The sequence below is a fragment of the Roseateles sp. P2_H4 genome, from assembly GCF_056403315.1.
In genome coordinates this window covers 24173-49756 of sequence record NZ_JBFUFR010000015.1, presented here as the reverse complement: position 1 = coordinate 49756, position 25584 = coordinate 24173, and the positions used below count along the sequence as shown (strand labels likewise).

At 68.4% G+C, this 25584-nt stretch carries 28 protein-coding genes and 1 riboswitch; of the genes, 15 read left to right on the top strand and 13 right to left on the bottom strand.

Annotation, left to right across the window (positions count from 1 at the left end; translation table 11 throughout):
- Nucleotides 1-157 precede the first annotated feature (157 nt).
- Complete coding sequence (locus AC1DW3_RS13120; RefSeq protein ID WP_477931758.1) at nucleotides 158-658, top strand: hypothetical protein; 501 nt, start codon at nucleotides 158-160, stop codon at nucleotides 656-658.
- Here AC1DW3_RS13120 and dbpA read toward each other — a convergent pair.
- From dbpA to AC1DW3_RS13100, 4 genes are read right to left on the bottom strand one after another with little or no spacing between them, the layout of a single operon-like run.
- The gene (dbpA, locus tag AC1DW3_RS13115; protein ID WP_477931757.1) at nucleotides 655-2058 is read right to left on the bottom strand and encodes an ATP-dependent RNA helicase DbpA; all 1404 of its coding nucleotides are present in this window, start codon (nucleotides 2056-2058) and stop codon (nucleotides 655-657) included. The genes AC1DW3_RS13120 and dbpA overlap by 4 nt on opposite strands.
- A 20-nt stretch (nucleotides 2059-2078) precedes the next feature.
- Nucleotides 2079-2423 (bottom strand): translation initiation factor Sui1, encoded by a 345-nt coding sequence (locus AC1DW3_RS13110; protein ID WP_477931756.1) that lies wholly within the window; start codon nucleotides 2421-2423, stop codon nucleotides 2079-2081.
- The gene (locus AC1DW3_RS13105; RefSeq protein ID WP_477931755.1) at nucleotides 2420-4645 is read right to left on the bottom strand and encodes an alpha/beta fold hydrolase; all 2226 of its coding nucleotides are present in this window, start codon (nucleotides 4643-4645) and stop codon (nucleotides 2420-2422) included. Before AC1DW3_RS13105 ends, AC1DW3_RS13110 begins: the two co-directional genes overlap by 4 nt.
- A gap of 23 nt (nucleotides 4646-4668) precedes the next feature.
- Nucleotides 4669-5079, bottom strand: a complete 411-nt coding sequence (locus tag AC1DW3_RS13100; protein ID WP_477931754.1) for a rhodanese-like domain-containing protein — start codon at nucleotides 5077-5079, stop codon at nucleotides 4669-4671.
- A 65-nt stretch (nucleotides 5080-5144) separates the two neighbouring features.
- Between AC1DW3_RS13100 and ftrA the strand changes: the two genes are divergently transcribed.
- From ftrA to AC1DW3_RS13085, 3 genes are all read left to right on the top strand, one after another.
- Complete coding sequence (gene ftrA, locus AC1DW3_RS13095) at nucleotides 5145-6131, top strand: transcriptional regulator FtrA (protein ID WP_477931753.1); 987 nt, start codon at nucleotides 5145-5147, stop codon at nucleotides 6129-6131.
- Nucleotides 6132-6216: 85 nt separating this feature from the next.
- Nucleotides 6217-6876 carry a peroxiredoxin gene (locus tag AC1DW3_RS13090; RefSeq protein WP_477931752.1) on the top strand — a complete coding sequence of 220 codons (660 nt, stop codon included), beginning with the start codon at nucleotides 6217-6219 and terminating at the stop codon, nucleotides 6874-6876.
- Nucleotides 6877-6958: 82 nt separating this feature from the next.
- On the top strand, nucleotides 6959-7657 hold the full coding sequence (locus AC1DW3_RS13085; protein ID WP_477931751.1) for a DUF899 family protein: 699 nt from the start codon (nucleotides 6959-6961) through the stop codon (nucleotides 7655-7657).
- Here the strand turns inward: AC1DW3_RS13085 and AC1DW3_RS13080 are convergent.
- From AC1DW3_RS13080 to AC1DW3_RS13070, 3 genes are read right to left on the bottom strand one after another with little or no spacing between them, the layout of a single operon-like run.
- Complete coding sequence (locus tag AC1DW3_RS13080) at nucleotides 7654-8580, bottom strand: tRNA dihydrouridine synthase (RefSeq protein WP_477931750.1); 927 nt, start codon at nucleotides 8578-8580, stop codon at nucleotides 7654-7656. The genes AC1DW3_RS13085 and AC1DW3_RS13080 overlap by 4 nt on opposite strands.
- The gene (locus AC1DW3_RS13075; protein ID WP_477931749.1) at nucleotides 8577-9071 is read right to left on the bottom strand and encodes a YgjP-like metallopeptidase domain-containing protein; all 495 of its coding nucleotides are present in this window, start codon (nucleotides 9069-9071) and stop codon (nucleotides 8577-8579) included. The genes AC1DW3_RS13080 and AC1DW3_RS13075 overlap by 4 nt, the downstream gene beginning before the upstream one ends.
- 51 nt (nucleotides 9072-9122) lie before the next feature.
- Nucleotides 9123-9614, bottom strand: a complete 492-nt coding sequence (locus tag AC1DW3_RS13070) for a 6,7-dimethyl-8-ribityllumazine synthase (RefSeq protein ID WP_477931748.1) — start codon at nucleotides 9612-9614, stop codon at nucleotides 9123-9125.
- 247 nt (nucleotides 9615-9861) lie between these two features.
- Nucleotides 9862-10026: riboswitch (FMN riboswitch) on the bottom strand.
- Nucleotides 10027-10081: 55 nt separating this feature from the next.
- Between AC1DW3_RS13070 and AC1DW3_RS13065 the strand changes: the two genes are divergently transcribed.
- Nucleotides 10082-10360: a 2Fe-2S iron-sulfur cluster-binding protein gene (locus AC1DW3_RS13065; protein WP_477931747.1), complete on the top strand. Its 279-nt coding sequence runs from the start codon at nucleotides 10082-10084 to the stop codon at nucleotides 10358-10360.
- On the opposite strand, the gene AC1DW3_RS13060 is transcribed toward AC1DW3_RS13065, so the two are convergent.
- Entirely contained in the window at nucleotides 10344-12011 is a 1668-nt protein-coding gene (locus tag AC1DW3_RS13060) for a serine hydrolase domain-containing protein (protein WP_477931746.1), read from the bottom strand. The genes AC1DW3_RS13065 and AC1DW3_RS13060 overlap by 17 nt on opposite strands.
- Before the next feature lie 235 nt (nucleotides 12012-12246).
- Between AC1DW3_RS13060 and AC1DW3_RS13055 the strand changes: the two genes are divergently transcribed.
- Nucleotides 12247-12837, top strand: a complete 591-nt coding sequence (locus AC1DW3_RS13055) for a 1-acyl-sn-glycerol-3-phosphate acyltransferase (RefSeq protein ID WP_477931745.1) — start codon at nucleotides 12247-12249, stop codon at nucleotides 12835-12837.
- Nucleotides 12838-13014: 177 nt separating this feature from the next.
- Entirely contained in the window at nucleotides 13015-13263 is a 249-nt protein-coding gene (locus tag AC1DW3_RS13050; RefSeq protein WP_477931744.1) for a VF530 family protein, read from the top strand.
- Between the two features lie 227 nt (nucleotides 13264-13490).
- Here the strand turns inward: AC1DW3_RS13050 and minE are convergent, their stop codons facing one another.
- The 3 genes from minE to minC are packed head-to-tail and all read right to left on the bottom strand — an operon-like array spanning nucleotide 13491 to nucleotide 15448.
- A complete protein-coding gene (gene minE, locus AC1DW3_RS13045) occupies nucleotides 13491-13748 on the bottom strand; it encodes a cell division topological specificity factor MinE (protein WP_477931743.1) in 258 nt (85 codons plus the stop codon).
- 13 nt (nucleotides 13749-13761) lie between these two features.
- The gene (minD, locus tag AC1DW3_RS13040; RefSeq protein ID WP_457354209.1) at nucleotides 13762-14577 is read right to left on the bottom strand and encodes a septum site-determining protein MinD; all 816 of its coding nucleotides are present in this window, start codon (nucleotides 14575-14577) and stop codon (nucleotides 13762-13764) included.
- A gap of 34 nt (nucleotides 14578-14611) precedes the next feature.
- Nucleotides 14612-15448, bottom strand: a complete 837-nt coding sequence (minC, locus tag AC1DW3_RS13035; RefSeq protein ID WP_477931742.1) for a septum site-determining protein MinC — start codon at nucleotides 15446-15448, stop codon at nucleotides 14612-14614.
- Nucleotides 15449-16038: 590 nt separating this feature from the next.
- On the opposite strand from minC, the gene AC1DW3_RS13030 reads away from it, so the two are divergent.
- The 6 genes from AC1DW3_RS13030 to AC1DW3_RS13005 all read left to right on the top strand — a co-directional run bounded on the left by AC1DW3_RS13030 (nucleotide 16039) and on the right by AC1DW3_RS13005 (nucleotide 22052).
- Nucleotides 16039-16221 (top strand): hypothetical protein, encoded by a 183-nt coding sequence (locus AC1DW3_RS13030; RefSeq protein ID WP_477931741.1) that lies wholly within the window; start codon nucleotides 16039-16041, stop codon nucleotides 16219-16221.
- A gap of 40 nt (nucleotides 16222-16261) precedes the next feature.
- Nucleotides 16262-18307, top strand: coding sequence for a methionine--tRNA ligase (metG, locus tag AC1DW3_RS13025; protein WP_477931740.1), 2046 nt, complete (start codon nucleotides 16262-16264; stop codon nucleotides 18305-18307).
- A 132-nt stretch (nucleotides 18308-18439) separates the two neighbouring features.
- Nucleotides 18440-20089: a SulP family inorganic anion transporter gene (locus tag AC1DW3_RS13020; RefSeq protein WP_477931739.1), complete on the top strand. Its 1650-nt coding sequence runs from the start codon at nucleotides 18440-18442 to the stop codon at nucleotides 20087-20089.
- A gap of 14 nt (nucleotides 20090-20103) precedes the next feature.
- Nucleotides 20104-20307: a DUF3460 family protein gene (locus tag AC1DW3_RS13015; RefSeq protein WP_477931738.1), complete on the top strand. Its 204-nt coding sequence runs from the start codon at nucleotides 20104-20106 to the stop codon at nucleotides 20305-20307.
- Between the two features lie 12 nt (nucleotides 20308-20319).
- Nucleotides 20320-21159 (top strand): segregation and condensation protein A, encoded by an 840-nt coding sequence (locus AC1DW3_RS13010; protein ID WP_477931829.1) that lies wholly within the window; start codon nucleotides 20320-20322, stop codon nucleotides 21157-21159.
- Between the two features lie 92 nt (nucleotides 21160-21251).
- Nucleotides 21252-22052, top strand: coding sequence for a hypothetical protein (locus tag AC1DW3_RS13005; RefSeq protein ID WP_477931737.1), 801 nt, complete (start codon nucleotides 21252-21254; stop codon nucleotides 22050-22052).
- Here AC1DW3_RS13005 and AC1DW3_RS13000 read toward each other — a convergent pair.
- Complete coding sequence (locus tag AC1DW3_RS13000; RefSeq protein WP_477931736.1) at nucleotides 22049-22954, bottom strand: DUF808 domain-containing protein; 906 nt, start codon at nucleotides 22952-22954, stop codon at nucleotides 22049-22051. The two genes, AC1DW3_RS13005 and AC1DW3_RS13000, sit on opposite strands and share 4 nt — an antisense overlap.
- 29 nt (nucleotides 22955-22983) lie before the next feature.
- A complete protein-coding gene (locus tag AC1DW3_RS12995) occupies nucleotides 22984-23439 on the bottom strand; it encodes a MaoC family dehydratase (RefSeq protein ID WP_477931735.1) in 456 nt (151 codons plus the stop codon).
- A 92-nt stretch (nucleotides 23440-23531) separates the two neighbouring features.
- Here AC1DW3_RS12995 and AC1DW3_RS12990 point away from each other — a divergent pair, with 92 nt between their 5' ends.
- Complete coding sequence (locus AC1DW3_RS12990) at nucleotides 23532-24191, top strand: response regulator (protein WP_477931734.1); 660 nt, start codon at nucleotides 23532-23534, stop codon at nucleotides 24189-24191.
- Entirely contained in the window at nucleotides 24188-25570 is a 1383-nt protein-coding gene (locus tag AC1DW3_RS12985; protein WP_477931733.1) for a sensor histidine kinase, read from the top strand. The genes AC1DW3_RS12990 and AC1DW3_RS12985 overlap by 4 nt, the downstream gene beginning before the upstream one ends.
- Nucleotides 25571-25584 lie beyond the last annotated feature (14 nt).

The following is a 25584-nucleotide window of genomic DNA, read 5'->3' as shown; positions in this document are numbered from 1 at the left end:
TGCCACCCCTGAGTCGACGCGTTATGGCGGCAGCCAGCCGCCGTGACTTTCTCCACGCAATTCGGCCCACCGCGCGGCGCGCTTGCAATTGCTCACATTCCGGCCGCGGCGGCCTCCCTAGCATCTCGTTCGGCCTTTCCAAAGGCTCTCGAACCCCATGCCGACCACCTCCACCACCCCACCCAACCGCCCGGCCCAGGCCCGGCTGCTCAGTGGCGCGGGCGGCCGCAGCGGCACCCGCACGGCGACGGACGCAACCACCTTCACCGCCACCATCCCCTTCACGCGACCCCAGCCGGCGACGGCACGCCCGGCCGTGCCGCCCGCGCCCGCCTCGAACGCCCTGCCACGCTGGGCCAAGGGCGTCGTCATCGGCGGCGTGCTGCTGGCCGTGGCCATGCCGGCCACGGTGCTGATGTCGCGTTCCATGATCGTGCAGGAAGCGCTGGCCGAGCAGAGCGGCTCCAAGGCCGCCATGGTCTGCACGGCCGGCGAAGGCAAGGCCGTCGACGACTCCAGCCTGCTCGGCTGGCTGTTCGGCGGCTCGTATTTCAGCTGCGGCGACTGGGAGACGCGCGAGGCGCGCGTGCAGCGTGATCGCGATCGCGATCAGGCCAACTACATGGCCCGCGAACGGGCCAAGCAGGGGCTGAATTAGTCGGTTGCCAAGTCCGCCATGCGGCGGACCTTGACCTTGCGGCCCTTCAGCTTGCCGAGCGACAGCCGGCGCACCGCCTCCTTGGCAATGCCACGTTCCACGGCGACATAGCTGTGGAAGTCGGTCACGTTGATCTTGCCGATCTGCGTGCCGGCAAAACCGGCCTCACCGGTCAGTGCACCAAGGATGTCGCCGGGGCGGATCTTTTCCTTGCGCCCGCCCAGGATCTGCAGCGTGTCCATGGCCGGCAGCAGCGGGCCGCCGGGGGCGTCCTTGAGGCCGTCCAGAGGCTCCCACTTGAACTCCTGACCCTGCAGCTGCTCGATGCGGCCGATGCGGCCCATCTCGTCCAGGCTGGCCAGGCTCAGCGCCAGGCCTTCCGCGCCCGCGCGGCCGGTGCGGCCGATGCGGTGCACATGCTGCTCGACGTCGGCACTGATGTCGACATTGATGACGCAGGCCAGGTTGGCGATGTCCAGGCCGCGTGCGGCCACGTCAGTGGCCACCAACACCGAGGCGCTGCGGTTGGCGAACTGGATCAGCACCTGGTCGCGGTCGCGCTGCTCCAGGTCGCCATGCAGGGCCAGCGCGATGAAACCCTGAGCGGCCAGCACGGCCTCCAGGTCGCGGCATTGCTGCTTGGTGTTGCAGAAGGCAATCGTCGATTCGGGCCGGAAGGCGCGCAGCAGCTTGGGCACGGCGTCCAGGCGCTCGGCCTCGCCCACTTCGTAGGCGATCTGGCGGATGGTGGAGGCCGCGGCGCTGGCCGAGCCGGCGACCTTGACCGTCTGCGGATCGCGCATGAACTTGGCGGCAATCTCGGTGACGCCTTCTGGGAAGGTGGCCGAGAACAGCAGGGTCTGCCGGTTGGCGGGCGCTCGCTTGGCAATCGCCTTGATGTCGTCCAGGAAGCCCATGTCCAGCATGCGGTCGGCTTCGTCCAGCACCAGGGTGTTCAGCGCCGACAGGTCCAGGGTGTCACGCTCCAGGTGGTCGATGAGGCGGCCCGGCGTGCCGACGACGATGTGGGCGCCGAAGGACAGGCTCTCGATCTGCGGCTTCATGGGGTTGCCGCCGCACAGGCTCAGTACCTTGATGTTGTCGGCCGCGCGGGCGAGGCGGCGGATCTCCTGGGTGACCTGGTCGGCCAGCTCGCGCGTGGGACACAGCACCAGGGTCTGAACGCGCGGCAGGTCGGCCTTCAGCCGGTGCAGCAGGGCCAGCGCGAAGGCGGCCGTCTTGCCGCTGCCGGTCTGCGCCTCGCCGATGACGTCCTTGCCGGCCAGGGCCAGCGGCAGGCTGGCGGCCTGGATGGGGGTCATGTGCGCATAGCCGAGCTGGCCGAGGTTGGCCAGCATGGCGGGGCTGAGGGGCAGGCGGTCGAAAGCGGTATCGGTCATGCCGCGATTGTCGTTGGGGCTCAACCGCCCGCTCGTTTGACCGTCCAGCCCTCGGGCCGCGCCTTCAGCCAGGCCAGCACCTTGTCGAGGTGGTCGCCTTGGATTTCGACGACGCCGTCCTTGACCGTGCCGCCGCTGCCGCACAGTGCCTTGAGCTGTTTGCCCAGCGTCGTCAGCGCCGCGTCGTCCAGCGGCAGGCCCTTGATGACGGTGACGCCCTTGCCCTTGCGACCGGCCGTTTCACGGCTGACACGCACGATGCCGTCGCCCACCGGGCGGACCTTGGCCTTGCAGGCGCATTGCGCAACAGGTTGGCCGCAGCCGGGGCAGACCCGGCCGACGTCGGTGGAATAGACAAGGCTCATGGCGCAGGCTTCAGATGCCGCTCGAAGAAGGCGTCCATCGTGCGGTAAAGGTGCAGGCGCGCAGCCCGGCCGGCGATGCCATGGGCCTTGCCGGGGTAGATCTGCAGGTCGAAGGTCTTGCCGGCCGTCTGCAGCGCCTCGACCAGGCGCAGCGTGTGCTCGAAGAGCACGTTGTCGTCGGCGGTGCCGTGAACGAGAAGCAGGGGTTTGGCCAGCAGCGCGGCGCGTGGCGGCAGGTTGAAGCCGGAGTCGTCATAGCCGAGGCACAGTCCGGCACAAATCTCTGCTTTTGGCAGGCCGAGATAACGCTCGGTGTAGGCGGTGTCGTAGAGCGTCCAATCGGTCACCGGCGCCACGGCCACGGYAGCGGCGAACGGCGTGTCGGCATCCAGCACAGCCCGCGCGCCGAGGAAGCCGCCGTAGCTCCAGCCGAAGAAGCCGATGCGCGCCGCGTCCACGTAGGGCACGGTGCCGGGCAGCTGGCGCACCGCCGCAAAGAGGTCGGCCACCTCCACCGTGCCGAAGGCCTTGCTGTGCGCCCGCGTGAACTCGCGATCCCTGTGCGCCATGCCGCGCGTGTCCAGCATCAGTACGCCGTAGCCGCGCTGCTGCCAATAGGCAATCAGCGGCATGTCACGGCCCCAGCCCCAGCTCACCGTCGCGCTACCGGGGCCGCCGTAGGCCAGGACGATGACCGGATGCTTGCCCTCGCGGCGGTCTTGCGCCTGGAAGAAGAAGGCGTTCAGCGGCGTGCGGCCGTCGGCGGCCATCAGGTCCAGGGCCAGCGGCACATTGGTGAAGGCCTCCAGCGCCGGGTCGGGGGCGTCACCGGCCAGCGTAATGACGCCTTGCTGGTCCAGGCCGCGCAATTCCAGCCGCGGCGGCTGACCCCAGGCGGAGCGGGTGACCAGCAGGCGGGCGCAGGCGCTGTCGGCCTTGGCATCGCGCCACTGGCGCTCGGCCCCGCCCGCCAGGGCCTGGGCCTTGCCGCCGGCCAGCGGCTGCAGATAGAGCTCGCGAGCCTTGCCGCGGTCGCCGGCGGCCGCGAAGACGACGCCACGTTGGCCCACGCAGACCGCATGCGCGACCGCCTCGGCCTGGCGGGTCAGCGGTGTGCGCTGCCCGGTCGCGCGGTCGAGCAGCAGCAACTGGCGCCGGCCCGAGGCTTCGCTGGACCAGAGCAGGCCGCGCGGCGTCTCGATGAGGTCGTCATGCACGTCGACCCAGGCGGCATCGGTCTCGACGGTAATGTCGCGTGGCGCGGCCTTGAACTCGGTCAACGTCAGCCGTGTCTGGTCGCGGTTGAACCATTGCAGCCAGGGCGTGCCATCCGCAAACCAGCCGGCGCGGCTGATGTACTCGGCCGTCGCGGGCAACGGCAGCTCGCGGCGCTGGCCGGTCGTGGCATCGATGACGAAGGCCGTGACCTTGGCATTGGCCTCGCCGGCGGCAGGGTAGCGCTGCTCGGTCATGGCCGTGCGGTCGGCAAAGATCTGAGCCCGCGTCTTGACGGCCACGCCGGACTCGTCGGCGCGCAGGGCCAGCAGGGACTTGCCGTCCTTGGACCACCAGAAGCCGCGCTGGCGCCCCAGTTCCTCGGCGGCAATGAACTCGGCCAAGCCCCAGCTCAGGGTGTCGCTGCCGTCGGTGGTCAGCTGGCGCGGCTTGACGGCCTCGCCCAGCGGCAGCACGAAGAGGTTGCCGCCCTGCACATAGGCCAGGGTCTTGCCGTCGGGGGCGCAGCGTGGGTCCTGCTTGGGCGCGTCGGGCGTGCTGGTCAGGCGCTGGGCTTGCGGGCCACCGAGGCCCAGGCGCACCAGGTAGAGGTCGCCCGACAGCGGGAAGAGCAAGGCGCTGTCGCCAGCACCGCACCATTGGTAGCCGGTGATGCCGCGCTGGTTGATGCGCTGGCGCTCCAGCGCCATCTTCTCGGCCTCGCTGAGCTTCTGCGCCGTGCCGCCGAGCAGGTCGGCGGCGGCCACCAGCTTGCGCGGCTCGCCGCCGGCGCTGGGTTGAGCCCACAGCTCCAGCACCTCGCTGTCGGCGGCGGAAGGGCGCAGGAAGCTGACCCATTGCCCGCCCGGCGAGATCTCGGCCTGGCGCGGCAGGCGGCCAGCCAGCGGCGGGTCGGCGGTGATGCGTTCAAGGGTCAGCGCCGGAGGCTGGGCCAGGGCTGCGCTCGTGACGCAGACGCTGGCAAGCAGGGTCAGAAATGTCTTCATCCCCGCATGCTAGCGGCGTGGCTTCAGGCGGCGACTGCAGCCTCCCTCGCGAGCTCGAAGCCCTCATCCAGCCAACCGGTGACGCCGCCGGCCATGATCTTCACCGGCCGGCCCAGGCGCGCCAGGCGCAGCGCGCCGCGCGCGGCGCCGTTGCAATGCGGGCCGGCGCAGTAGGTCACAAAGAGGGTGTCCATCGGCCAGGCAGCGAGCTTGCTCTCGACGAGCTTGCCGTGCGGGAAGTGGATGGCGCCGGGCACATGGCCGCGGGCATACAGCTCGGCCGAGCGCACATCCAGCAGCACGAAGTCGGCGCCGCCCTGGGTCAGCGCGTCATGCACGTCCCAGCAGTCGGCCTCGAAGGTGAACTCGGCGGCGAAGTGGGCCTCGGCCAGATGGGCAGGCGCGGCGGGGATGGCGGTGACTTGGCTGGGCATTTCGGGCTCCTGTTGATGAGTGCCGTCATGGTGCCGAGCGGCGCACTGCGCCACAATTGGCGCATATGACAAGCATCGCCAACATCACGCCAAAGACGACGGGGCCGCTTGTCGTCGCGCCGGTCTATGACGGCCTGTGCACCTTCGAGTTCGCCATCGCCGCCGAGATCTTCGGCCTGGCGCGGCCGGAGATGGGACCGGGCTGGTACCGCTTCGCCAGTGCCGCCATCGAGCCCGGGCCGCTGCGGGCGCATGGCGGCCTGAGCGTGACGAGCGACGGCGGCATCGAGCTGCTGGACCGCGCCGACCTCATCGTCATGGCCGGCTGGAAGGGTGCCGACGTGCCGGTGCCCGAGGCCTTCGCGAAGCGATTGCGCCAGGCCTGGCAACGCGGCGCGCGGCTGGCGTCGATCTGCTCGGGCGCCTTCGCGCTGGCCGCCACCGGCCTGCTGGACGGCCGGCGTGCGGCCACGCATTGGCGCTACGCCGACAAGCTGCGCGAACGCCATCCCTCGATAGCCGTCGACGCCGGCGTGCTCTACGTCGAGGAAGACCGCGTGCTGACCTCGGCCGGCAGCGCCGCCGGCATCGACCTGATGCTGCACATCGTGCGCGGCGATTTCGGCGTGAAGGCCGCCAACAGCGTAGCGCGCCGCCTCGTCATGCCGGCCCACCGCAGCGGCGGCCAGGCCCAGTTCATCGAGCGGCCCGTGCCGGCCGACCGCGGCCATCGGCTGGCCGGCGTGCTGGAGCAGGTGCGCGCCGACCTGCGCGCGCCTTGGACGGTGGAGCGCATGGCCGAGGCCGCCCTGATGAGCCCGCGCACCTTCCTGCGCCGCTTCACCGAGGCCACGGGCCAGTCACCCGGCGACTGGCTGATCGCCGAACGGGTGGCCGAGGCCCAGCGCCTGCTGGAGGCCAGTGCCCTGCCCGTCGAGCGCGTGGCGGCCGAGGCGGGCTTTGGCAGCGTGCAGGCGCTGCGCCACCATTTCCAGGCGCGGCTGGGCCTGGCGCCCCGCGCCTATCGGGCCGCTTTCGGCGCCGCCGCATAGACGCTGCGCGAACAAGCTCATGCGCAACAGGTCCTTGCTTCGTTCCTATGATCCACGTCTTCCCCCGGCCACCTAGGAGAGCCCCATGTCCCTGCGCATCAATGACATCGCCCCCGACTTCACCGCCCAGACCACCCAAGGCGAGATCAAGTTCCACGACTGGATCGGCGACAAGTGGGCCGTGCTGTTCTCCCACCCCAAGGACTTCACGCCGGTGTGCACGACGGAGCTGGGCTATATGGCCAAGATCGAGCCCGAGTTCACCAAGCGCAATGCCAAGCTGATCGGCCTGTCGGTGGACCCGGTGGACAACCATCACCGCTGGGCCGCCGACATCGAGGAGACGCAAGGCCATCTGCCCAAGTACCCCATGATCGGCGACCATGACCTCAACGTCGCCAAGCTCTACAACATGCTGCCGGCCGACATCGACGGCACGTCCGAGGGCCGCACCGCGGCGACCAATGCCACCGTGCGCTCGGTCTTCATCGTCGGGCCGGACAAGCGCATCAAGCTGATGCTGACCTATCCGATGACGACGGGTCGCAACTTCGACGAGATCCTGCGCGTGCTGGACAGCATGCAGCTGACCGCCAAGCACAAGGTCGCCACGCCGGTGAACTGGAAGCAGGGCGACGACGTCATCATCGCCGGCTCGGTGTCCGACGAAGACGCCAAGACGCTGTTCCCGCAGGGCTGGAAGGCGCCCAAGCCCTATCTGCGCATCACCAAGCAGCCGAGCTGAGCACCTGCGCGATCTGTTACCACCCGGGGGCGATGCCGGCCGACATCGGAGTTAGGCTTTCTGGCCTGACTGGAGATTGCACATGGCCCAGCTCACCCCCGCCACCCAGCTGGCCGACAAGGCCAACATCCCCTTCCCCGGCGCCTCGGCCGAGTACCTGAAGGCTCGCAAGGCCCTGCTTGCCGAGGAGATCGAGTTCCGCCGCCACATGACGCGCCTGGCCGAGCAGCGCCGCGCGCTGCCGCCCGGGCCGGTCATCGACAAGGCCTATCGCTTCAAGGACGAACAGGGCTTCGAGGTCAGCCTGCTCGAACTGTTCGGCACCCAGCAGGCGCTGGTGACCTATTTCTGGATGTACGGCCCGCAGCGCGAGCGGCCCTGCCCGATGTGCACCAACTGGCTGGGCGCCGTGAATGGCAATGCGGCCGATATCAAGCAGCGCGTGGCGCTGAAGATCCTCGGCCGCTCGCCGGTCGAGCGGCAGTACGCCTTTGCGCAGCAGCGCGGCTGGCGCGACCTGAACTTCGTGCAGACCGTCGGCGACGACTACGCCAAGGACCTCGGCCTGCTGAACCCCGACGGCAGCGAGAACCCGGCCCTCGTCGTGTTCAAGCGCGACGGCGACCAGGTGCGCCTGTTCTGGTCCAGCGCCATGACCCGGGAGATGGCCGACCCGGACCAGGACCCGCGCGACGCGCCGGACATCGCGTCGCTGTGGTCCATGCTGGACCTGACGCCCGAGGGCCGCGACAAGGACTGGTACCCCAAGCTGCAGTACTAGGCGAAGAGCCGGCGCGCCAGCTCGCCGGCGTCGTTCACCGTGCGCAGCTCGGCATAGGCCGCGTCGGCCTCGGGGTAGGCGCGCTTCAGATAGTGCAGCCACTGTTTGAGCCGCCCGCCCTGGTGCTTGGCCGCGACATGGGCGCGCACCTGGTCGAAGAAGACCTGCATCAGCGGCAACAGCTCGCGCCAGGGCACCGGCTCGGTGCTCCGGCCCGCCACGCGCAGCGCCAGGCCGGGGTCGGCCACCATGCCGCGGCCCAGCATCAGGTGCTCGCAGCCGCTGCGTTCGCGCGCCAGCTCGGCATGCTCGACGCTCCAGATCTCGCCGTTGGCAATGATGGTCAGCGGCACGGCTTCGCGCACGGCGGCGATGCGCTCCCAGTAGGCCGGCGGCTTGTAGCCATCGGCCTTGGTGCGGGCGTGGACGACGATCTCCTGTGCGCCCGCCGCATGGATGGCGCGGGCGACGTCCAGCGTCCTGCTGTCGTCCAGATAGCCCAGGCGCATCTTGGCCGACACCATCACGTCGGCCGGCACCGCGCGGCGCACGGCGGCCACGATCTCGTGGATGAGCTCCGGTTCGTCCAGCAACACGGCGCCGCCGCGGTGGCGGTTCACGCACTTGGCGGGGCAGCCGAAGTTCAGGTCTATGCCCTCGGGCTGGAGCTCGGCCAGGCGGGCGGCGTTCTCTGCCAGGCAGTTCACGTCCGAGCCGAGCAGTTGCGGGTGCACCGGCACGCCGGCGGCGGTGCGGCCGCCGTTGTTCAGCTCCGGCACGATGCGCGTGAAGACGCGCTTGGGCAGCAGCTGGTCGGTGACGCGGATGAACTCGGACACGCAGCGGTCCACGCCGCCAACGCGGGTCAGCACGTCGCGCAGGATGTGGTCGAGCAGGCCTTCCATCGGGGCGAGGAGGATCATTTCGATTCCTCGAGATGCATGAGGTAGAGCCGCAGGTCGAACTCGAGCTGGAAGTAGTCCGGCTCCATGTGCTGACAGAGCTGATAGAAGGCCTTGTTGTGCTCCAGCTCGCGCAAATGGGCCAGCTCGTGAACGACGATCATGTTCAGCAGCGCGGCCGGCGCCTCCTTGAACAGCGTGGCGACGCGGATTTCGCGTCGCGTCTTGAGCTTGGCCCCCTGCACCTGTGTGCGGCGGGTGTGCGTGCCCAGCGCCTGCTGCAGCACGCGCAGCTTGGCGTCGAAGCCGACGTGCTGCAGCGGACCGGCATTGCGCATGTGGCGGTTCTTCAGCTCCTGCACCAGCTCGAACAGGGCCGTGTCGCTGCGCACCTCGTGGCGTTCGGGCAGGCGGCGGGCGAGATGGTCGGCAAGGCGGCCGTCCAGGCGGAGTTGCTCGGCTTGAGCGATCAGTTCCGGCGGGTAGCCGGCGAGGTAGCGGGCGGCGAGCATGGGGCGATTCAAATGGCGCGGCGCCAGGGAGGGCACGCGCCGGGGGCAAGATCAGGCGGAAAGCGTGTTCAGCTGGTCCAGGCTCGCTATTGTCGCGAGGCAGGCGCGCGCCACCTCCTGGCCCTTGGTGGAGAAATGCTCGGCGAAGAAGCGCTTGTGCTCGCCATGCTCGTGGAAGTGGTGCGGCGTCAGCACGGCGGAGAACACGGGCACATCGGTTTCGAGCTGCACATCCATCAGCGCCTGGATGACGGTCTGGGCGACGAAGTCGTGGCGGTAGATGCCGCCGTCGACGACCAGCGCGCAGGCGATGACGGCGTCGAAACGACCCGTGCGCGCGAGGCGCTGCGCATGCAGCGGGATCTCGAAGGCGCCGGGCACGTCGATGACGGTGACCTGTTCGGCGGGAATCCGACATCGGCCGAACTCGCTGCGGATGGCCGACACGGCGACGCCGACGATGTCCTTGTGCCAGCTGGCGGCCAGGATGGCCACGCGCGGCAGGCGGGTCAGATTGAAAACGGGATTGAGGGTCTGATTCATGGTGTCCTCTTGAAAGACGGTTTTTCCAGAATCAGGGCAAGCGCACGCAGCAGCGGCGTGCCCGCTCAACGCAAGCACGCCGGGAAACGCCGGGCGAGTTCATTGCGAGGCGGCGCGCCCTGGTTTGGGATGAGCTGCAAGGCGCAAACCACAGCCATGGCCGCTGCCATGGCGAGGATTTGCAACGCCGCAGATCGCCCAAAGCAGGGATGCGCAGCCCGCAAGGGACTCGTTCGGCGTTTCCGCCACGCGATCTCTTTCATCCGGACTGTGACCGTCGGCCCTGGCATCGCACCAGGTCTGCTGACCCTTCGCCGATTGCGCGGCAAAGGCGCTCGCGGGCTCGCGCTCAACTTCTTTTCATCGAGCGCATACCGCCGGTGGGGAATTCCGCCCCGCCCTGAGAACGCTGCCGGTCTTGCGAACCGGCACGGCCATATTAGGGCCGGGACGGCATGATGGCGGTCATGTCCGAGACATTCCGAGTGACGCTGCAACCCGGCGGCGAGACCTTCACGGCCGCGGCCGACCAGACGCTGCTGCTGGCCGGCCTGGCTTCCGGGCTCAAACTGCCCTGGTCCTGCCGCACGGGCACCTGCCGCAGCTGCATCTCGCGCCTCGTCGAGGGACGCATCGAATACCGCGTCGAATGGCCGGGCCTGTCCTACGAGGAAAAGGCGGATGGGTTCATCCTGCCCTGCGTCGCGGAGGCGCGCAGCGATGTGACGATCACTTCCGCGGCATGAGCAGCTTCTGCCCACCCTGGAGCAGCGTCACCGAAGCGGCCTGCCCCTCCTCGGCACCGAAGTCGAGCTGGGCGTCGACCTGGGGCACATGGGCGCGGCGCGGCGTGCTGGCCTTCAGCTCGAAAGCCGGTTGACCCGGCGCCTGGCCCTGCAGGCGTCCCCGTTCATCGATGAAGACACGCACCGAGAACTGCGGGGAGCTGTAGTCGCCCACCAGGGCCTGCATCTGGGCGGGGCTCAGCGTGATGAAGGCCAGCTCGGGCGGCAACTCGCCGTTGCGCACCCAACGCTCGGCCTCGTTCTCGCCATTGTTGAAGACGCGGGCGGCGACGGGCCTGCCATCGGCGCCGCGCTCGATCTGCAGCCAGGTCAATGAATCGGGAAAGGCAAAGCGGTCACCGCCGAGAGCGATCAAGGCGTTGCTGCCACCGCTGCTGCGCTGGCTGTGCAGCACGCCCTCCTTCACGCGCAGCAAGCGCGTCTGCTTGTCTTCGCGGGCATAGATACCTTCCGCGCTTTTCAGCTGCTCGGCCGGCACGGCCGCGGCCTTGGGTTCCGCAAAAGGCTCGCCGATCGCGAATGCCGCCAGCTTGCGCGCCACCAGGTCCATGTTGAAGCCCGGGCCGTCGGTGTTGCGCAGGATGGCAACCGTCGTCTGGCTCTGCGGCAGATAGTTCAGCGTCGACACGAAGCCGTGGATGCCGCCGCCGTGCGACAGCATGGGCTGGCCGCGCAGCGTGCCGGTACCAATGCCGAAGCCGTAGTTGAAGGCCTTGGCCGGGCTGACGGGCGTGATCATGCCGTCGTAGCTGGCCTTGCTGATCAGCTTGCCGCCGTGCAGGGCCTGGTTCCAGCGCCACAGGCCTTCGGTGTTGGCGATCAGCGCGCCGGCCGCATGGGGCTGGGTCATGCTGAGGAGGCCCGCTGGCGCCACTTCACGCCGCCCGTTCAGCGTGTAGCCCTGGGCCATGCCCTTGAAGAGCTTGTCGCCGGCCTGGTAGTGCACGCTGGTGATGTGGGCCGGCTGGAGCAGCAGCTCGTCGATGGATTGGTGCCAGCTCTTGCCCGAGATGGCCTCGACGACGGCGCCGAGCAGCACATAGCCGGAGTTGTTGTAGGCCCACTTCTCGCCAGGTGCGAAGTCCACCGGCTGGTCCTTGAACTCCTTGATCAGCTCGGCCGTGCTGAGGTCGCGGCGCACCGGGTTGCCCATATAGCCGGCGATGCCGGTGTAGCTCTTGACGCCCGAGGTGTGGTTGAGCAGTTGCAGCAGCGTGATCTGGCTGCCGTTGGGATAGTCGGGCAGGAATTTGGAAAGCGGGTCGTCCAGGCGGGCTTTGCCCTCGTCGATCTGCTTGAGCAGGGCCGCAGCGGCGAACTGCTTGGTGACGGAGCCGATGCGCATCAGCTGGTCGGGCTGCAGGGGCACGCCGAGCTCGACGCTGGCCATGCCGCGGGCGCCCTTGTAGAGCAGCTGGTCGCCGCGCGCCACCAGCACGGTCACGCCAGGGCCGTCCTTGCCGAGCTTGCTCTCGTCGAGCAGCTTGTCGGCATACGCGGCCATGGCCGCGGGCGTGGCGGGCTGGCCGGCCTGGGCCGCAGTGATCAACAACGACAGCAGGACGGCGACGGAAATCGATGAGTGGCGCATGGGGGGCTCGCGAGTGGCGGGGACGGCGCGCAGCATCGCGGCAGACCGTGCTCCCGGCAAGCGGGCGTGCGACCAACGGCAGGAAGCGCGGCATGAGCCGCAACGGCCGTCCACAGCCGCTGTGGACAACCCCGTGAACAGCCTGCGGGCTGCAAGCCCAAGTCCTTGGCAGAACAGCAGTTTTATTGCTCTGCCTCAGATTGAGGCAGGCCGGCGCGGCGGGACAATCGCGGCCATGCACCGAACCATCTTCACGACTCCCGGGGTCAGCACCGTGCTGCGCGGCTTGTCCGTGGCCTGGCTCAAGCTCGCCGGCTGGACCGTGCAGGGCGAGTTGCTGCCCGAGGCGCGCAAGAGCGTCTTCATCGCCGCACCGCACACCAGCAACTGGGACCTGCCCTACACCCTCTTCACCGCCTTCGCGCTGCGGCTGACGCCCTACTGGATGGGCAAGGCCTCGATCTTCAAATTCCCGTTCGGGGGGCTGATGCGCTGGCTGGGCGGCATCCCGGTGGACCGCAGCCAATCCAACAATCTCGTCGCGGCCTCGGCCGAGGCCCTGCAGGCCGCCGACGGCCCGGTGCAGCTCATCGTGCCGCCCGAGGGCACACGCAGCAAGACCATCTACTGGAAGACCGGCTTCTACTGGATCGCCGTCACGGCCAAACTGCCCATCGTGATGGCCCACATGGACTACCCGCGCAAGCTCGTCGGCCTGGGACCCATCTTCAGGCCGACCGGCGACGTCGATGCCGACATGGCGGAGATCAAGCGCTATTACGCCCAGTACAAGGGCAAGAACTCAGACCAGTTCACCCACGAATAGACAAGCCCCTCGCCGAGTCTCGCGCCGCTGAACGCGGGCGGGCCTGGTCGGTCCCCCGAGGGGACGGCGATTGACCGGGCATCAAGCCCGGTCAACATCGCCAGGCGGGCCGGCTTGGGGCGGCCCGGCGCTCGGCCCGAACACCAACGAAACTACCGATTTTGCTTCACGCAAACGATGCCCGCCACCCCTTCCAAAGACCCGCTGCACGGCCTCACGCTCGAGGCCATCGTGACCGCGCTGGTCGAGCATTTCGGCTGGGCCGAACTGGGCCAGCGCATCGAGATCAAATGCTTTCGCATCGACCCCAGCGTGGCGTCGAGCCTGAAGTTCCTGCGCAAGACGCCGTGGGCGCGCGCCAAGGTCGAGAGCCTCTATCTCTTCATGCGGCGCGAGCAGGCCCGCGCTGCGCAGACACGCGCTTAGCGACCTGTATTCGGGCCGAGCGCCGGGCCGCTCCCAAGCCGGCCCACCAGGGCGATGTGCGCGCGGCTCGATGCCGCGTGCATCGCCGTCCCCTCGGGGGCCGAGGCCGGACACATGACGCCCAGTGGGCGTCGTGTGCCTGCCGAGGAGCTGCGGCACTGCAGCAGCGCGGTCTGCAAGACCGACCAGGCTCGCCCGCGTTCAGCGCGGCGAGACTGGGCGAGGGGTCAACGAGTTTCCGGGAGTTCGATCTTCACTTCGAGCACTTCCAGGTCGCCCTGGCGCTCCATGTGGACCTTGATGTCGTCGGGGTTGATCGACACGTATTTGCTGATGACGGCGACCAGCTCCCTCTGCAGCTGGGGCAGATAGTCGGGGCTGGAGCTGCGGCCGTTGCGCTCGTGCGCCAGGATGAGCTGCAGCCGCTCCTTGGCGACGCTGGCCGAGCTCTTCTTCTCGCCGAGGAAAAAGTTCAGGAATCCCATTGCGCGGCTCCCATCACTTGGCGCCGAAGACGCGCTTGAACCAGCTCGGCTTCACGGCTTCGGTGAAGCGCATGGGCTTGTCCTCACCCAGGAAGCGCGCGACGACGTCCTTGTAGGCCTCGGCCACGTCGGTCTCGGCCAGGTGGATGGCCGGCGTGCCCTGGTTGGAGGCCTGCAGCACGCTCTCGCTCTCGGGGATGACGCCGATCAGCGGCGTGCGCAGGATCTCGTGGATGTCGTCCAGGCTCAGCATCTGGCCGCCCTCGACCCGGTTCGGGTTGTAGCGCGTGATGAGCAGGTGCTCCTTGACCGGGTCGCCGCCTTCGATGGCGCGCTTGGTCTTGCTGCTCAGCATGCCCAGGATGCGGTCGCTGTCGCGCACCGAGGAGACCTCGGGGTTGGTCACCACCAGCGCCTCGTCGGCGTAGTGCATGGCCATCAGCGCGCCGGTCTCGATACCGGCCGGCGAGTCGCAGACGATGAAGTCGAACTCCATCGCCTTGAGTTCGTTCAGCACGCGCTCGACGCCTTCCTGCTTGAGCGCATCCTTGTCGCGCGTCTGCGAGGCGGCCAGGATGTAGAGCTTGTCGAGCTGCTTGTCCTTGATGAGCGCCTGGGTCAGCTTGATCTCTTCGTTGACGACGTTGATCAAGTCGTAAACGACGCGACGCTCGACACCCATGATGAGGTCGAGGTTGCGCAGGCCGACGTCGAAGTCGATGACGCAGGTCTTGTGGCCGCGCATGGCGAGGCCGGTGGCGAAGCTCGCGCTGGTGGTGGTCTTGCCGACCCCGCCCTTGCCGGAGGTGACGACGACGATCTTGGTCATCTGGAGCTTTCCTGTTCGTTCAGTTCAATCGGTTTCAGAAGGCCAGCGGCAGCATCAGCAGCTTCTCGCCATCCAGCAGGACCTGGGCCGGCTTGCCCGCCACATCGGCCGGCAGCGGGTTCTCGGTCGTGCGGTAGATGCCGGCAATCGACAGCAGCTCCGCCTCGAGGCTGTGCGCGTAGATGCGTGCCGAGGTGTCGCCACGCGCACCGGCGATGGCTTTGCCGCGCAGTGGCGCATAGACATGCACGCTGCCGTCGGCGATGACCTCGGCACCATGGTTCACGAGCGCCAGCACGACCAGGTCGCCGCCTTTGGCGTAGATGCGCTGGCCGGAGCGCAGCGGCTTGTCGATGACCATCGTCGGCGCGGGCGCGGCAGGCTTCTCGATGAATTTCTCGACGGTGATCTCACGCACCACCTCGCGCACGGTCTCGGCGGGCGCCACGGCAGCGCGTTCGCTGACCGGCTCGTCGGCCGCGTCGGCCAGGCCCAGCTCGTGCGCCAGGGCCAGTTCCTCGGCCGTTGCACCCGCCACGGCGACGGGTTGCAGCTGGCTGTTGCGCAGCAGGTCGACGATGGCCTTCAGGTCGACGGGGGCCGGGCCCTCCAGCGCCAGCGGTGCCTGGCCTTCAACGGGTGCGGTCGCGGYGGCCGGTGCGCGCGTCAGCTGGCTCAGGTCGATGACGACCGGCTCATGCTCGAAGCCGCCGGCACCGGCACGCTGGGCCCAGTCGGCCGCCAGCTCGGCCATGTCGGCGCTGTGCAGCACCAGACCCAACAGGCTGAAGCGGCGCGACTTCAATTCGAAAGTGCCGGCGCGCGCAGCGCTCTTGCCGCGCCCGCCACTTTCCCTCGTCAAATCCGCCATTGCGCCGCTGCCGCCCGTTCAAAAGGGCGCGAGTTTAGCTGCCGGCCCCAGCCTGCCTGTTGGGGACTGCCCCCAGACCGCGATCGCCGCGACGCCTCAAAAACGGGCATTGCAAGCGCCGGGCAGGCCGATCAAGCACTTAGCGTCGATGTCGTCAGTCGGCCCACAGACTTGTCCACAGCGGGCGGGGACAAAGCGCATCGAAATGTCATTCCAACCCGTGACATCTGCACTTGGCGGCTTGACTTATCCCCAAACCTGGAAGGCGTCAAGCCCCGCCAGCCCTCCTGCCCCCTGCCGCATGGGCTCTCCGTGCCATGACGCTAAGTTATTGATTCATATAAACGAACCGCAGCTGCCTAGAAATTGAGCAACCTAAGCGGACCCGCATTCCATAAGGGCTTGGCTGCGATGGAGAGGGGTTCTCCACAAAGTTTTCCACAGAGTCGGTGGATAGCTTTCAGAAGCGTTACAAATCAGTGACTTAAGCGCGATCCTTGATGCGCTGCCGAGCTTTCGGCTGCAACTTGGTAGCGCTGCCGGCGCCATCGCAAGCTACATTGGGCCGGCCACCTCAAGGAGAGTCCATTTTGGCTACCCCGAACTACAGCTACGAAAAACGCCAGCGCGAGCTGGCCAAGAAACGCAAGGCCGAAGAGAAGCGCCAGCGCAAGCTCAGCGGCAAGCCCGATGAGCCCGACACCCCGGATGAGCCGCAAGCCGATGGTGAGGCCGCCGCCGACCCGGCCGCCCCCGCCAACCCGCAAACCTAGAATCCGCAGTTCCGTCCGCATCCTCCCGCTCTCAGCGCCCATGCCCCGCCAGCTCTTCGTCACCACCGCCCTGCCCTACGCGAACGCCGGTTTCCACATCGGCCACATCATGGAGTACACCCAGGCCGACACCTGGGTGCGCTTCCAGCGAATGGCGGGCCACGAAGTGCATTTCGTCTGCGCGGACGACGCCCACGGCGCGCCGATCATGATTTCGGCCGAGAAGGCCGGGAAGACGCCGCAGGACTTCGTCGCCGGGATCGCGGCCGGCCGCAAGCAATACCTCGACGGCTTCCACATCAGCTTCGACAACTGGCATTCGACGGACGGGCCCGAGAACCACGAGCTGTCCAAGGCCGTCTACCTCGCGCTGCGCCACAACGAGCTGATCTCGACCAAGACCATCGAGCAGTTCTTCGACCCGGCCAAGTCCATGTTCCTGCCGGACCGCTTCATCAAGGGCGAGTGCCCCAAATGCGGCGCGAAGGACCAGTACGGCGACTCCTGCGAGGTCTGCGGCGCCGTCTATGCGCCGACGGAGCTGAAGAACCCCTACTCGGTGCTGTCCGGCGCGACGCCGCTGCTCAAGACCAGCGAGCACTACTTCTTCAAGCTGAGCGACCCGCGCTGTGTCGACTTCCTGACCCAGTGGACGCAGGAGGCCGGGCGCCTGCAACCCGAGGTGCTGAACAAGATCCGTGAGTGGTTCGAGACCGACGAGGACGGCAACAACAAGCTCAGCGACTGGGACATCAGCCGCGACGCGCCCTACTTCGGCATCGAGATTCCCGACGCGCCGGGCAAGTATTTCTACGTCTGGCTGGACGCCCCCATCGGCTACCTCGCCTCGCTGAAGAACTACTTCGGCAAGACTGGCAGGGACTACGACGCCTTCATGGCCGACCCGTCGGTGGAGCAGATCCACTTCATCGGCAAGGACATCACGTATTTCCACACGCTGTTCTGGCCGGCCATGCTGCACTTCAGCGGTCGCAAGACGCCCAACCACGTCTTCGTGCATGGCTTCATGACCGTCAACGGCGGCGAGAAGATGAGCAAGAGCCGCGGCACCGGCCTGGACCCGCTGAAGTACCTCGCCCTCGGCCTGAACGCCGAATGGCTGCGCTACTACATCGCCGCCAAGCTCAATGCCAAGGTCGAGGACATCGACTTCAACCCCGAGGACTTCGCGGCCCGCGTCAACAGCGACCTGGTCGGCAAGTTCATCAACATCGCGTCGCGCGCGGCGGGCTTCCTGACCAAGCGCTTCGACGGCCACTTGAGCGGCGACCTCGGCGTGGAAGGCCGCATGCTGCTGGACGCGCTGCGCGCCCAGAGCGGCGCCATCGCCGAGCTCTACGAAGCGCGTGAGTTCGGCAAGGCCATCCGCGAGATCATGCTGCTGGCCGACAAGGTCAACGAGTTTGTCGACCAGCACAAGCCCTGGGAGCTGGCCAAGCAGGAAGGCATGGACACGGCCCTGCACGACGTCTGCAGCGTCTGCATCGAGGCCTTCCGCCTGCTGACCCTCTATCTCAAGCCCGTGCTGCCGGCACTGAGCGCCCAGGTCGAGTCCTTCCTGAAGATCGCGCCGCTGCAGTGGAGCGACAGCGCCCGCGCCCTGGGCGCCCACCAGATCGGCGTCTACCAGCACCTGATGCAGCGTGTCGACCTCGCCAAGGTCGAGCAGCTGTTCGAGGCGCCGCCGGCGCCCAAGGTCGTGCCCGGCGGCGAGGACATCGCGGCCGAGATCAAGATCGACGACTTCGCCAAGGTCGACCTGCGCATCGCCAAGATCGTCAAGGCCGAACTCGTCGAAGGCTCGGACAAGCTGCTGCGCCTGACACTGGACGCCGGCGAAGGCCGCCTGCGCAATGTCTTCAGCGGCATCCGCAGTGCCTACAAGCCGGAAGACCTGGAAGGCAAGCTGACCGTGCTGGTCGCCAACCTCGCGCCGCGCAAGATGAAGTTCGGCGTCAGCGAGGGCATGGTGCTGGCCGCCAGCCACGCCGACGAGAAGGCCCAGCCGGGCATCTTCGTGCTGGAGCCCCACAGCGGCGCCCAGCCTGGCATGCGGGTGCGCTGAGCACCATGCGCCGGGCAACGCCCCGTTCGCTGCTCGGCCCTTCTCGGCGCCGGCGTTTCATCGCCGAGCGCTACCACTGCGGACCTCCAGCCGCGACCTCGCCCACCGCGTCGTCGCCACCTCGGAGGTTCCATGCCACTACCCAAGCTCCACCCCTTCCGGCCCCGCGCGCTTGCGCTGCGGTCGGGCTACACGCGGGAGCGCTTCCTCGCTGACCTCGGCGCCGGCCTGACCGTCGGCATCGTCGCCCTTCCCTTGGCCCTGGCCTTCGCCATCGCCTCCGGCCTGCGACCCGAGCAAGGCCTGGCCACGGCCATCATCGCCGGCCTGCTGATCTCGCTGCTGGGCGGCTCCAGCGTGCAGATCGGCGGCCCGGCCGGCGCCTTCATCGTCGTCGTCTACGGCATCCTGCAGCGCCACGGCCTGGCCAATCTGCTGCTCGCCACCATGGGTGCCGGTGTGCTGCTGTTCGCCATGGGCGCTCTCAAGCTGGGCGTGCTGGTGCGCTACATCCCGGTGGCCATCGTCACCGGCTTCACCAACGGCATCGCCGTGCTGATCGCACTGGCTCAGTTGAAGGACGCGCTGGGCCTGTCACGAGTGCCCATGCCGGCCGACTTCTTCGGCCAGATCGGCGTGCTGGGCGCGCACGCGGCAGGCTTCAATCCCTGGGCCGTTGCGACGACTGGCGCGGCCGTGGCCGTGGTGCTGCTCTGGCCCAAGAACATCGGGCAGCAGGCCCTGAGCGGCGTACGGCGCTGGTTGGCGCTGCTGCCCAGCACCGTCATCGCGCTCGTGGGCGCCACGCTGGCCACCGCGCTCTTGAACCTGCCGCTGGAAACCATCGGCAGCCGCTTCGGCGGCATCCCCCGGAACCTGCCCGCGCTGGCCTGGCCCGACGTCAGCTGGGACGGTCTGCGCCAGCTCGTCATCCCGACCCTGACCTTGGCGCTGCTGGGCGCCATCGAATCGCTGCTTTGCGCCCGCGTGGCCGACAAGCTGACGCCCGACCTGCCCCGCCACGACCCCAACCAGGAGCTGATGGCCCAGGGCATCGCCAACCTGGTGGCGCCGCTGTTCGGCGGCATGCCGGCCACCGGCACCATCGCCCGCACGGTCACCAACATCCGCGCCGGCGCCAGCAGCCCCGTTGCTGGCATCGTGCATGCGCTGAGCCTGCTGCTCATCCTGCTCGTGGCCGCGCCCCTGGCCATGCACGTGCCACTGGCCGCCCTGTCCGGCATCCTGCTCGTGGTGGCCTGGAACATGGGCGACTGGCACGAGTTCGCCCGGCTGCGCCGCTTCAAGCTCAGCTATCGCACGCTGCTGCTGGGCACCTTCACGCTGACCGTCGTAACCGACCTGACCGTCGCCGTGGAAGTAGGCCTGATCGCGTCCTGCGTCTTCTTCGTCTGGCGCATGGGCCAGCTGTTCACGATCAGCCGCTTCGACGCCGGCCCCCTGCCTGAGGGCGTGGTCGCCTATGAGCTCTACGGCGCCCTCTTCTTCGGCGCGGTCGGCAAGATCGAGTCGCTTCCCGAGCAATTACCCATGGGCACGCGAGCCGTCGTGTTCGAGATGCACCGCCTCGTCGTCATGGACACCTCGGGCATGGAAGCCCTGCGCGAGCTGCACCGCACCCTGGCAAAGGGCGGCGTGGCCCTGGTGCTCGCCCACGTCAACACCCAGCCCCTGGATCTGCTGCGCCGCTCCGGGCTGGCGGCCGAGTTGGGCGACGCCGCCATCGTGCCCGGCATCGCCGATCTAAAATCAGTCCCTTAGCCCAAGAGACCGCCATGCCCCTGTTCTGGAAGCCCTACAAGTCCGAAGTCACCTCCTTCATCGAGCAGCTGAAGGCCCAGCGCCCGACGCTGGAGGCCGAACAGCGCGCCGGCCGTGCCCTGCTGTGGGACAAGGCGCAGGATCGCAGCGCGCAGGCCGACTTCGACGACGCCCGCGTGCCCCAGCAGCCCTACGTCTACCAGACCTCCGGCAAGTAAACCTTGACCGTCATGGCTGAGGAATCCAGCCACGCCGAGTCCGCCGCCCCGGATATGCCCGAGGTGGTCGACGCGGTGGCGGTGGCGCGCCTGTATGGCGAGCCGCTGTTCCAGATGCCGCTGGACCTCTACATCCCGCCGGATGCGCTGGAGGTCTTCCTGGAGGCCTTCCAGGGGCCGTTGGACCTGCTGCTGTATCTGATCCGCAAGCAGAACTTCAACATCCTCGACATCCCGCTGGCCGACGTGACGCGCCAGTACCTCAGCTATGTCGAGCAGCTGCGCAAGCACAACCTCGAGCTGGCCAGCGAATACCTGCTGATGGCCGCGATGCTGATCGAGATCAAGTCACGCATGCTGCTGCCGCCCAAGCGCAGCGAAGACGGCAAGGAAGTCGAGGACCCGCGTGCCGAGCTGGTGCGGCGCCTGCTGGAGTACGAGCAGATGAAGCTGGCCGCCGCGCGGCTGGACCGCCTGCCGCAGTTGGGCCGCGACTTCCTGCGTGCCCAGGTGCACATCGAGCAGTCGCTGACGCCCAACTTCCCCGACGTCAATACCGACGACCTGCGCGAAGCCTGGCTCGACATCCTCCGGCGCGCCAAGCTCAACCAGCACCACAAGATCAGCCGCGAGCAGCTGTCGGTGCGCGAGCACATGAGCATCGTGCTGCGCCGGCTGCAGGGCCAGCGCTTCGTCGAGTTCGAGGCCCTGTTCGACGTGACCCGCGGCCACGCCGTCCTCGTCGTCACCTTCATCGCGATGCTGGAGCTGGCCAAGGAACGCCTGCTCGAGATCACGCAGGCCGAGGCGTTTGCGCCGATCTACGTCAGGCTGGCCTACAGCGCCAGCTAGCCCCTGCCGCGGGTTTGCGTTGAGCTTCGGTCGGCGCCACTGCTGGCAACATGCCGCCCCAAAGATCAGGCCGCGGCCAGGGAGCAAGCAAGATGTTCATCGTCTGGGGGAGAAAGATTGTCCGCAGGAAGCTCGGCCAGGTGGCCGATTTCTGTCCCATCTGCCGCAAGACGACGGCCTTCACACTAGTGCGCGTGGGCTCGGCGGGCCACGTCTACTACATCAGCTCCGGCGAGGGCGAGCTGGTGGGACACGAGCGCGCCTGCACCGAGTGCGGCACGACGCTGCGGGCCGAGCCCGCCACCTACGCTGGCGTGGGCAAGGCACGCACGCCGCTGGCGGAGCTGGTCGCGCAGACCTATCCGGGCATCGACGACGCGCGGAGCGAGCGTTTCGCGCTGGAGGCGCGCATTGCGGGCGACCTGCAATCGCTATCCGCCGATGAACGCGGCGCGCTCATCCGGGAGCCCTTCATGGTGCTGTCGGGCAAGGTCGAGGAACACTTCTCCACGACCCACCTCGACAAGGAAATGTTGCTGGCCATCGTCGCGGCATTGGTGCTGTTGGTCGTGGGGCCGGCATCGCTTCACGGCCTCATGCCGGAAGAGGAAGGCACGCTGTTCCTGGTGTTCGGGCTCATCGGCCTTGCTCTCGTCGTGTGGCAAGGCATTCAGTCCGGCCAGCGCTTCATGCGCAAAGCCATACTGCCGCAGCTGGCGCGCGCACTGCATCCGCTGCGACCCACGCAAGGCGAACTGGACGAGGTGCGCTCGGCGCTGCGCACCCATGGCCACAAGCTGGGCCGCCGGTTGCGTACCGAAGACCTGATGGCGCAGCTCGAACGCCGCGAATCCCGGACGAGATCTGCGAGCCTGTCGCCCGACCCGGCTTAACGCCCGCGCAGCTTCTGCACCGCCGTCACGCCGGCCAGCACCAGCGCCCCGGCCACCACGCCCACCAGCCCGTTCGCGCCGTTCTCCAGCACGGCCGACACAACCCAAGCCCGGCCCTCGGCCAGATGCGCGATGGCATGGTGCAGCGGCGCGATGCCGTGCGCCAGGATGCCGCCGCCGACCAGGAACATCGCCGCCGTGCCCAGCACCGTCAGCAGCTTCATCAACTGCGGCGCTGCGGCCAGCAGGAAACGGCCCACGGCCTGCGCCGCAGCGCCGGCCTTGCGCGACAGCCACAGCCCGGCGTCGTCCATCTTGACGATGCCGGCCACAACACCRTAGACGCCCACCGTCATCGCGAAGGACACCGCCACCAGCACGGCCAACTGGGTCTGCAGCGGCGCGCTGGCCACCGTACCCAGGGCGATGACGATGATTTCGGCGGACAGGATGAAATCGGTGCGGATGGCGCCCTTGACCTTGTCGCGCTCGTAGGCGGCCATGTCGACCTTGGGGTCGGCAATGGCCTTGACCAGCTCGTCGTGATGCGCCTTGTCTTCCTCGGCGCTGTGCAGGAATTTATGCGCCAGCTTCTCGAAGCCCTCGAAGCACAGATAGGCGCCGCCCACCATCAACAAGGGCGTGATGGCCCACGGGGCAAAGGCCGAGATGGCCAAGGCCGCGGGCACCAGGATGGCCTTGTTCAGCAGCGAGCCCTTGGCCACGGCCCACACCACCGGCAGTTCGCGATCGGCATTGACGCCGGTGACCTGCTGGGCATTGAGCGCCAGGTCGTCGCCCAGCACGCCGGCGGTCTTCGTGGCGGCGACCTTGGTCATGGTCGCCACGTCGTCGAGGAGGGTGGCGATGTCGTCGAGAAGAACAAGCAGGCTGGAGGCCATGGTGGAGCGGGCGTTGAAAGCCCGCGATGCTAGCGGTAATGCCGCGCCAGGCTCTCCGCGACACACACCGGCCTGGACATACCCTCGGCTTCAACAGCCACTTCCACCGTCAATTGCACCGCGCCACCGGCGACATCGTCCATGGCCAGCAGCTTGAAACCCGCGCGCAGCCGGCTGCCCACCGGCACCGGCGCCGTGAAGCGCACCTTGTTGAGGCCGTAGTTCAGCACCATGCGGCTCTCGCGCACCGCAAAGCCGGTCTCGAAGAAATAGGGGATCAACGACAGCGTCAGGAAGCCATGCGCAATCGGCCCGCCAAACGGCCCCGCCTTGGCGCGTTCGGGGTCGACGTGGATCCATTGCCGGTCCTCGGTAGCCTCGGCGAAGGCATTCACGCGGGCCTGGTCGACGCCGATCCAGTCGCTGTGGCCCAGGGGCTGGCCGATCAAGGCTTGAAGATCGGCAAGGGTCTCGAAGATGCGCATTCGGGGTGGCCAGAGTGGAGCGGTCGTGCTGCCACGTTACCCTCGCGCGCCCCGCCCGACCGTAGCCCAGGCGACATCGCCATCCATTTCCCATGCACATTCTGTTGATCGAGGACGACCTCGACCTGGGCGCCGCGCTGCAAACCGCCCTGCACGCCGAAGGGCACAGCAGTCTCTGGCTGCGTCGCTGTGCCGATGCGCCCCTGCAACTCGCCCCCGCCGCGCAGGATGCCGTGCTGCTGGACCAGACCCTGCCCGACGGCGACGGCCGCCAGTTGCTGACGCGCTGGCGCCGCCAGGGCAGCACGGTGCCGGTCCTCGTCATCACCGCGCGCGCCGCACTGGAAGACCGCCTCGCCGGCTTCGATGGCGGCGCCGACGACTACGTGATCAAGCCCTTCGAGATGCCGGAGCTGATCGCGCGGCTGCGCTCGGTGCTGAGGCGCTGCGCCCAGCAGGCGAGCGACCAATGGACGCTGGGCGGCCTGACGATCGAACCGCGCCGCCAGCGGGTGTTGCTGGAGGGTGTGGAGCTGGCGCTGTCACCACGTGAATTCCAGCTGCTGCTGGAACTCGCTCGCGAGCGTGGTGGCGTTGTCGCCAAGCACCAGCTCGCGCAGCGCCTGGCGCCGCTGGGCGAGCCGATGGAGTTCGGCACGCTGGAGGTGCACCTGGCCAACCTGCGCCGCAAGGTGGGTGCGACCCGCATCGGCACGTTGCGCGGCGTGGGTTACTGGCTGGAATGCGCATGAAGCTGCAGTGGCTGCAACCCACGCTGACGCGCCGGCTCATCCTCGCGCTGCTGCTCGCCTTCACACTGTGCTCGGTGCTGCTGCTGTTGGACGACCAGCTCGACATCCAGCACCAGCTGGCCACCGACCCCGGCGTGCGCCAGTTGGGCCGGCAGCTGGCCGCGGGGTTGGAGGAGATCGACGATGCCGTGCTGGCAGCCCGCGTGCTCAATGGCCACACGCGCTACATCAACGGGTTGCGCGCGGGGTTGAGCATGACGACCGGCCCGCTGCTCGTGCAGTTGCTGGACCGCGAAGGCCGGCAGGTCTACGCGTCGGCAGCCGGCGACGCCATCGCCAAGCCAGGCGTCGGTGAGCAGACCATCGCCGGCCGCATGCACTGGACCTACCGGCAGGACGGGCCGCGCTGGTCGCTGCGGCTGGCCGAGCCGGCCTTGTCGCGTACACAGCTGCTCGGCTTTGCCAGTGGGGCGCTGGGCATGCAGCTGCTGGTGGGCTTCCCGCTGATGCTGCTGCCGCTGTGGATCGCCGTCTACACGGGCCTGGCGCCGCTGCGCCGCTTTGCGCGCCGCTTGCACGGCCTGGACTTGCGGCAGGACCTGGCACCGCTGGACGTGGACCTGCGCTACCGCGAACTGCGCCCGCTGGGCCAGGCCTTCGACGCGCTGCTGCAGCGCCTGCGCCAACGCCGCGCCCGCGAACGCGCCTTCGTGCACGAGGCCGCGCACGAGCTGCGCACACCGCTGGCTGTCGTCGCTACGCAGACTCACGCCCTCGTACGTGCGGGCGACGCCGAGGCGCGCGCGACCGCCGCCGCCGAACTGCAACGCGCCATCGCGCGCAGTGCCCACCTGTCGCGCCAGTTGCTGGACCTGGCCAGCCTCGACAACGATCAGCCCACCACGCCGGCCGCCCTCGACCTGGCGCACTTCTGCGCGCAGCGGCTGGCCGAACAGGCGGGCGCCGCGCGCGAGCGAGGCATCGCGCTGGCGCTGGACGCGCCGGACCACCTGCCGGTGCGGCTGGACACCGTGGCGCTGCAGTCGGCACTGCAGAACCTGCTCGACAACGCGCTGCGCTATGTGGGCCGCGGCGGCCGCGTCGAGGTGAGCCTCGACATCACCCCCGATGGCCCGCGGCTGGCCGTGGCCGACGATGGCCCGGGCATTGCGCCCGACGACCGCGCACTGGCCTTCGAGCGCTTCTGGCGCGGCGCCGGCCATGACGTGCAGGGCAGCGGGCTGGGCCTGGCCATCGTGGCGCGGGCGGCCGAGCGGCTGGGCGGCCAGGTCATGCTGGGCGACGGCCTCGCACGGCCCGGCGGCTGCGGCGCGCGCTTCGCGCTGCAGCTGCCAGCCTCCGTCTTGGGCGTTCCTTAAGGCGCGGCTTTCAA

What these genes read in the sequence shown, in the direction of transcription:
- AC1DW3_RS13120 (WP_477931758.1), top strand. Translation starts at nt 158, where the DNA reads ATGCCGACCACCTCCACCACCCCACCCAACCGCCCGGCCCAGGCCCGG.
- dbpA (WP_477931757.1), bottom strand. Translation starts at nt 2,058, where the DNA reads ATGACCGATACCGCTTTCGACCGCCTGCCCCTCAGCCCCGCCATGCTG.
- AC1DW3_RS13110 (WP_477931756.1), bottom strand. Translation starts at nt 2,423, where the DNA reads ATGAGCCTTGTCTATTCCACCGACGTCGGCCGGGTCTGCCCCGGCTGC.
- AC1DW3_RS13100 (WP_477931754.1), bottom strand. Translation starts at nt 5,079, where the DNA reads ATGCCCAGCCAAGTCACCGCCATCCCCGCCGCGCCTGCCCATCTGGCC.
- ftrA (WP_477931753.1), top strand. Translation starts at nt 5,145, where the DNA reads ATGACAAGCATCGCCAACATCACGCCAAAGACGACGGGGCCGCTTGTC.
- AC1DW3_RS13090 (WP_477931752.1), top strand. Translation starts at nt 6,217, where the DNA reads ATGTCCCTGCGCATCAATGACATCGCCCCCGACTTCACCGCCCAGACC.
- AC1DW3_RS13085 (WP_477931751.1), top strand. Translation starts at nt 6,959, where the DNA reads ATGGCCCAGCTCACCCCCGCCACCCAGCTGGCCGACAAGGCCAACATC.
- AC1DW3_RS13080 (WP_477931750.1), bottom strand. Translation starts at nt 8,580, where the DNA reads ATGATCCTCCTCGCCCCGATGGAAGGCCTGCTCGACCACATCCTGCGC.
- AC1DW3_RS13075 (WP_477931749.1), bottom strand. Translation starts at nt 9,071, where the DNA reads ATGCTCGCCGCCCGCTACCTCGCCGGCTACCCGCCGGAACTGATCGCT.
- AC1DW3_RS13070 (WP_477931748.1), bottom strand. Translation starts at nt 9,614, where the DNA reads ATGAATCAGACCCTCAATCCCGTTTTCAATCTGACCCGCCTGCCGCGC.
- AC1DW3_RS13065 (WP_477931747.1), top strand. Translation starts at nt 10,082, where the DNA reads ATGTCCGAGACATTCCGAGTGACGCTGCAACCCGGCGGCGAGACCTTC.
- AC1DW3_RS13060 (WP_477931746.1), bottom strand. Translation starts at nt 12,011, where the DNA reads ATGCGCCACTCATCGATTTCCGTCGCCGTCCTGCTGTCGTTGTTGATC.
- AC1DW3_RS13055 (WP_477931745.1), top strand. Translation starts at nt 12,247, where the DNA reads ATGCACCGAACCATCTTCACGACTCCCGGGGTCAGCACCGTGCTGCGC.
- AC1DW3_RS13050 (WP_477931744.1), top strand. Translation starts at nt 13,015, where the DNA reads ATGCCCGCCACCCCTTCCAAAGACCCGCTGCACGGCCTCACGCTCGAG.
- minE (WP_477931743.1), bottom strand. Translation starts at nt 13,748, where the DNA reads ATGGGATTCCTGAACTTTTTCCTCGGCGAGAAGAAGAGCTCGGCCAGC.
- minD (WP_457354209.1), bottom strand. Translation starts at nt 14,577, where the DNA reads ATGACCAAGATCGTCGTCGTCACCTCCGGCAAGGGCGGGGTCGGCAAG.
- metG (WP_477931740.1), top strand. Translation starts at nt 16,262, where the DNA reads ATGCCCCGCCAGCTCTTCGTCACCACCGCCCTGCCCTACGCGAACGCC.
- AC1DW3_RS13020 (WP_477931739.1), top strand. Translation starts at nt 18,440, where the DNA reads ATGCCACTACCCAAGCTCCACCCCTTCCGGCCCCGCGCGCTTGCGCTG.
- AC1DW3_RS13015 (WP_477931738.1), top strand. Translation starts at nt 20,104, where the DNA reads ATGCCCCTGTTCTGGAAGCCCTACAAGTCCGAAGTCACCTCCTTCATC.
- AC1DW3_RS13010 (WP_477931829.1), top strand. Translation starts at nt 20,320, where the DNA reads ATGGCTGAGGAATCCAGCCACGCCGAGTCCGCCGCCCCGGATATGCCC.
- AC1DW3_RS13005 (WP_477931737.1), top strand. Translation starts at nt 21,252, where the DNA reads ATGTTCATCGTCTGGGGGAGAAAGATTGTCCGCAGGAAGCTCGGCCAG.
- AC1DW3_RS12995 (WP_477931735.1), bottom strand. Translation starts at nt 23,439, where the DNA reads ATGCGCATCTTCGAGACCCTTGCCGATCTTCAAGCCTTGATCGGCCAG.
- AC1DW3_RS12990 (WP_477931734.1), top strand. Translation starts at nt 23,532, where the DNA reads ATGCACATTCTGTTGATCGAGGACGACCTCGACCTGGGCGCCGCGCTG.
- AC1DW3_RS12985 (WP_477931733.1), top strand. Translation starts at nt 24,188, where the DNA reads ATGAAGCTGCAGTGGCTGCAACCCACGCTGACGCGCCGGCTCATCCTC.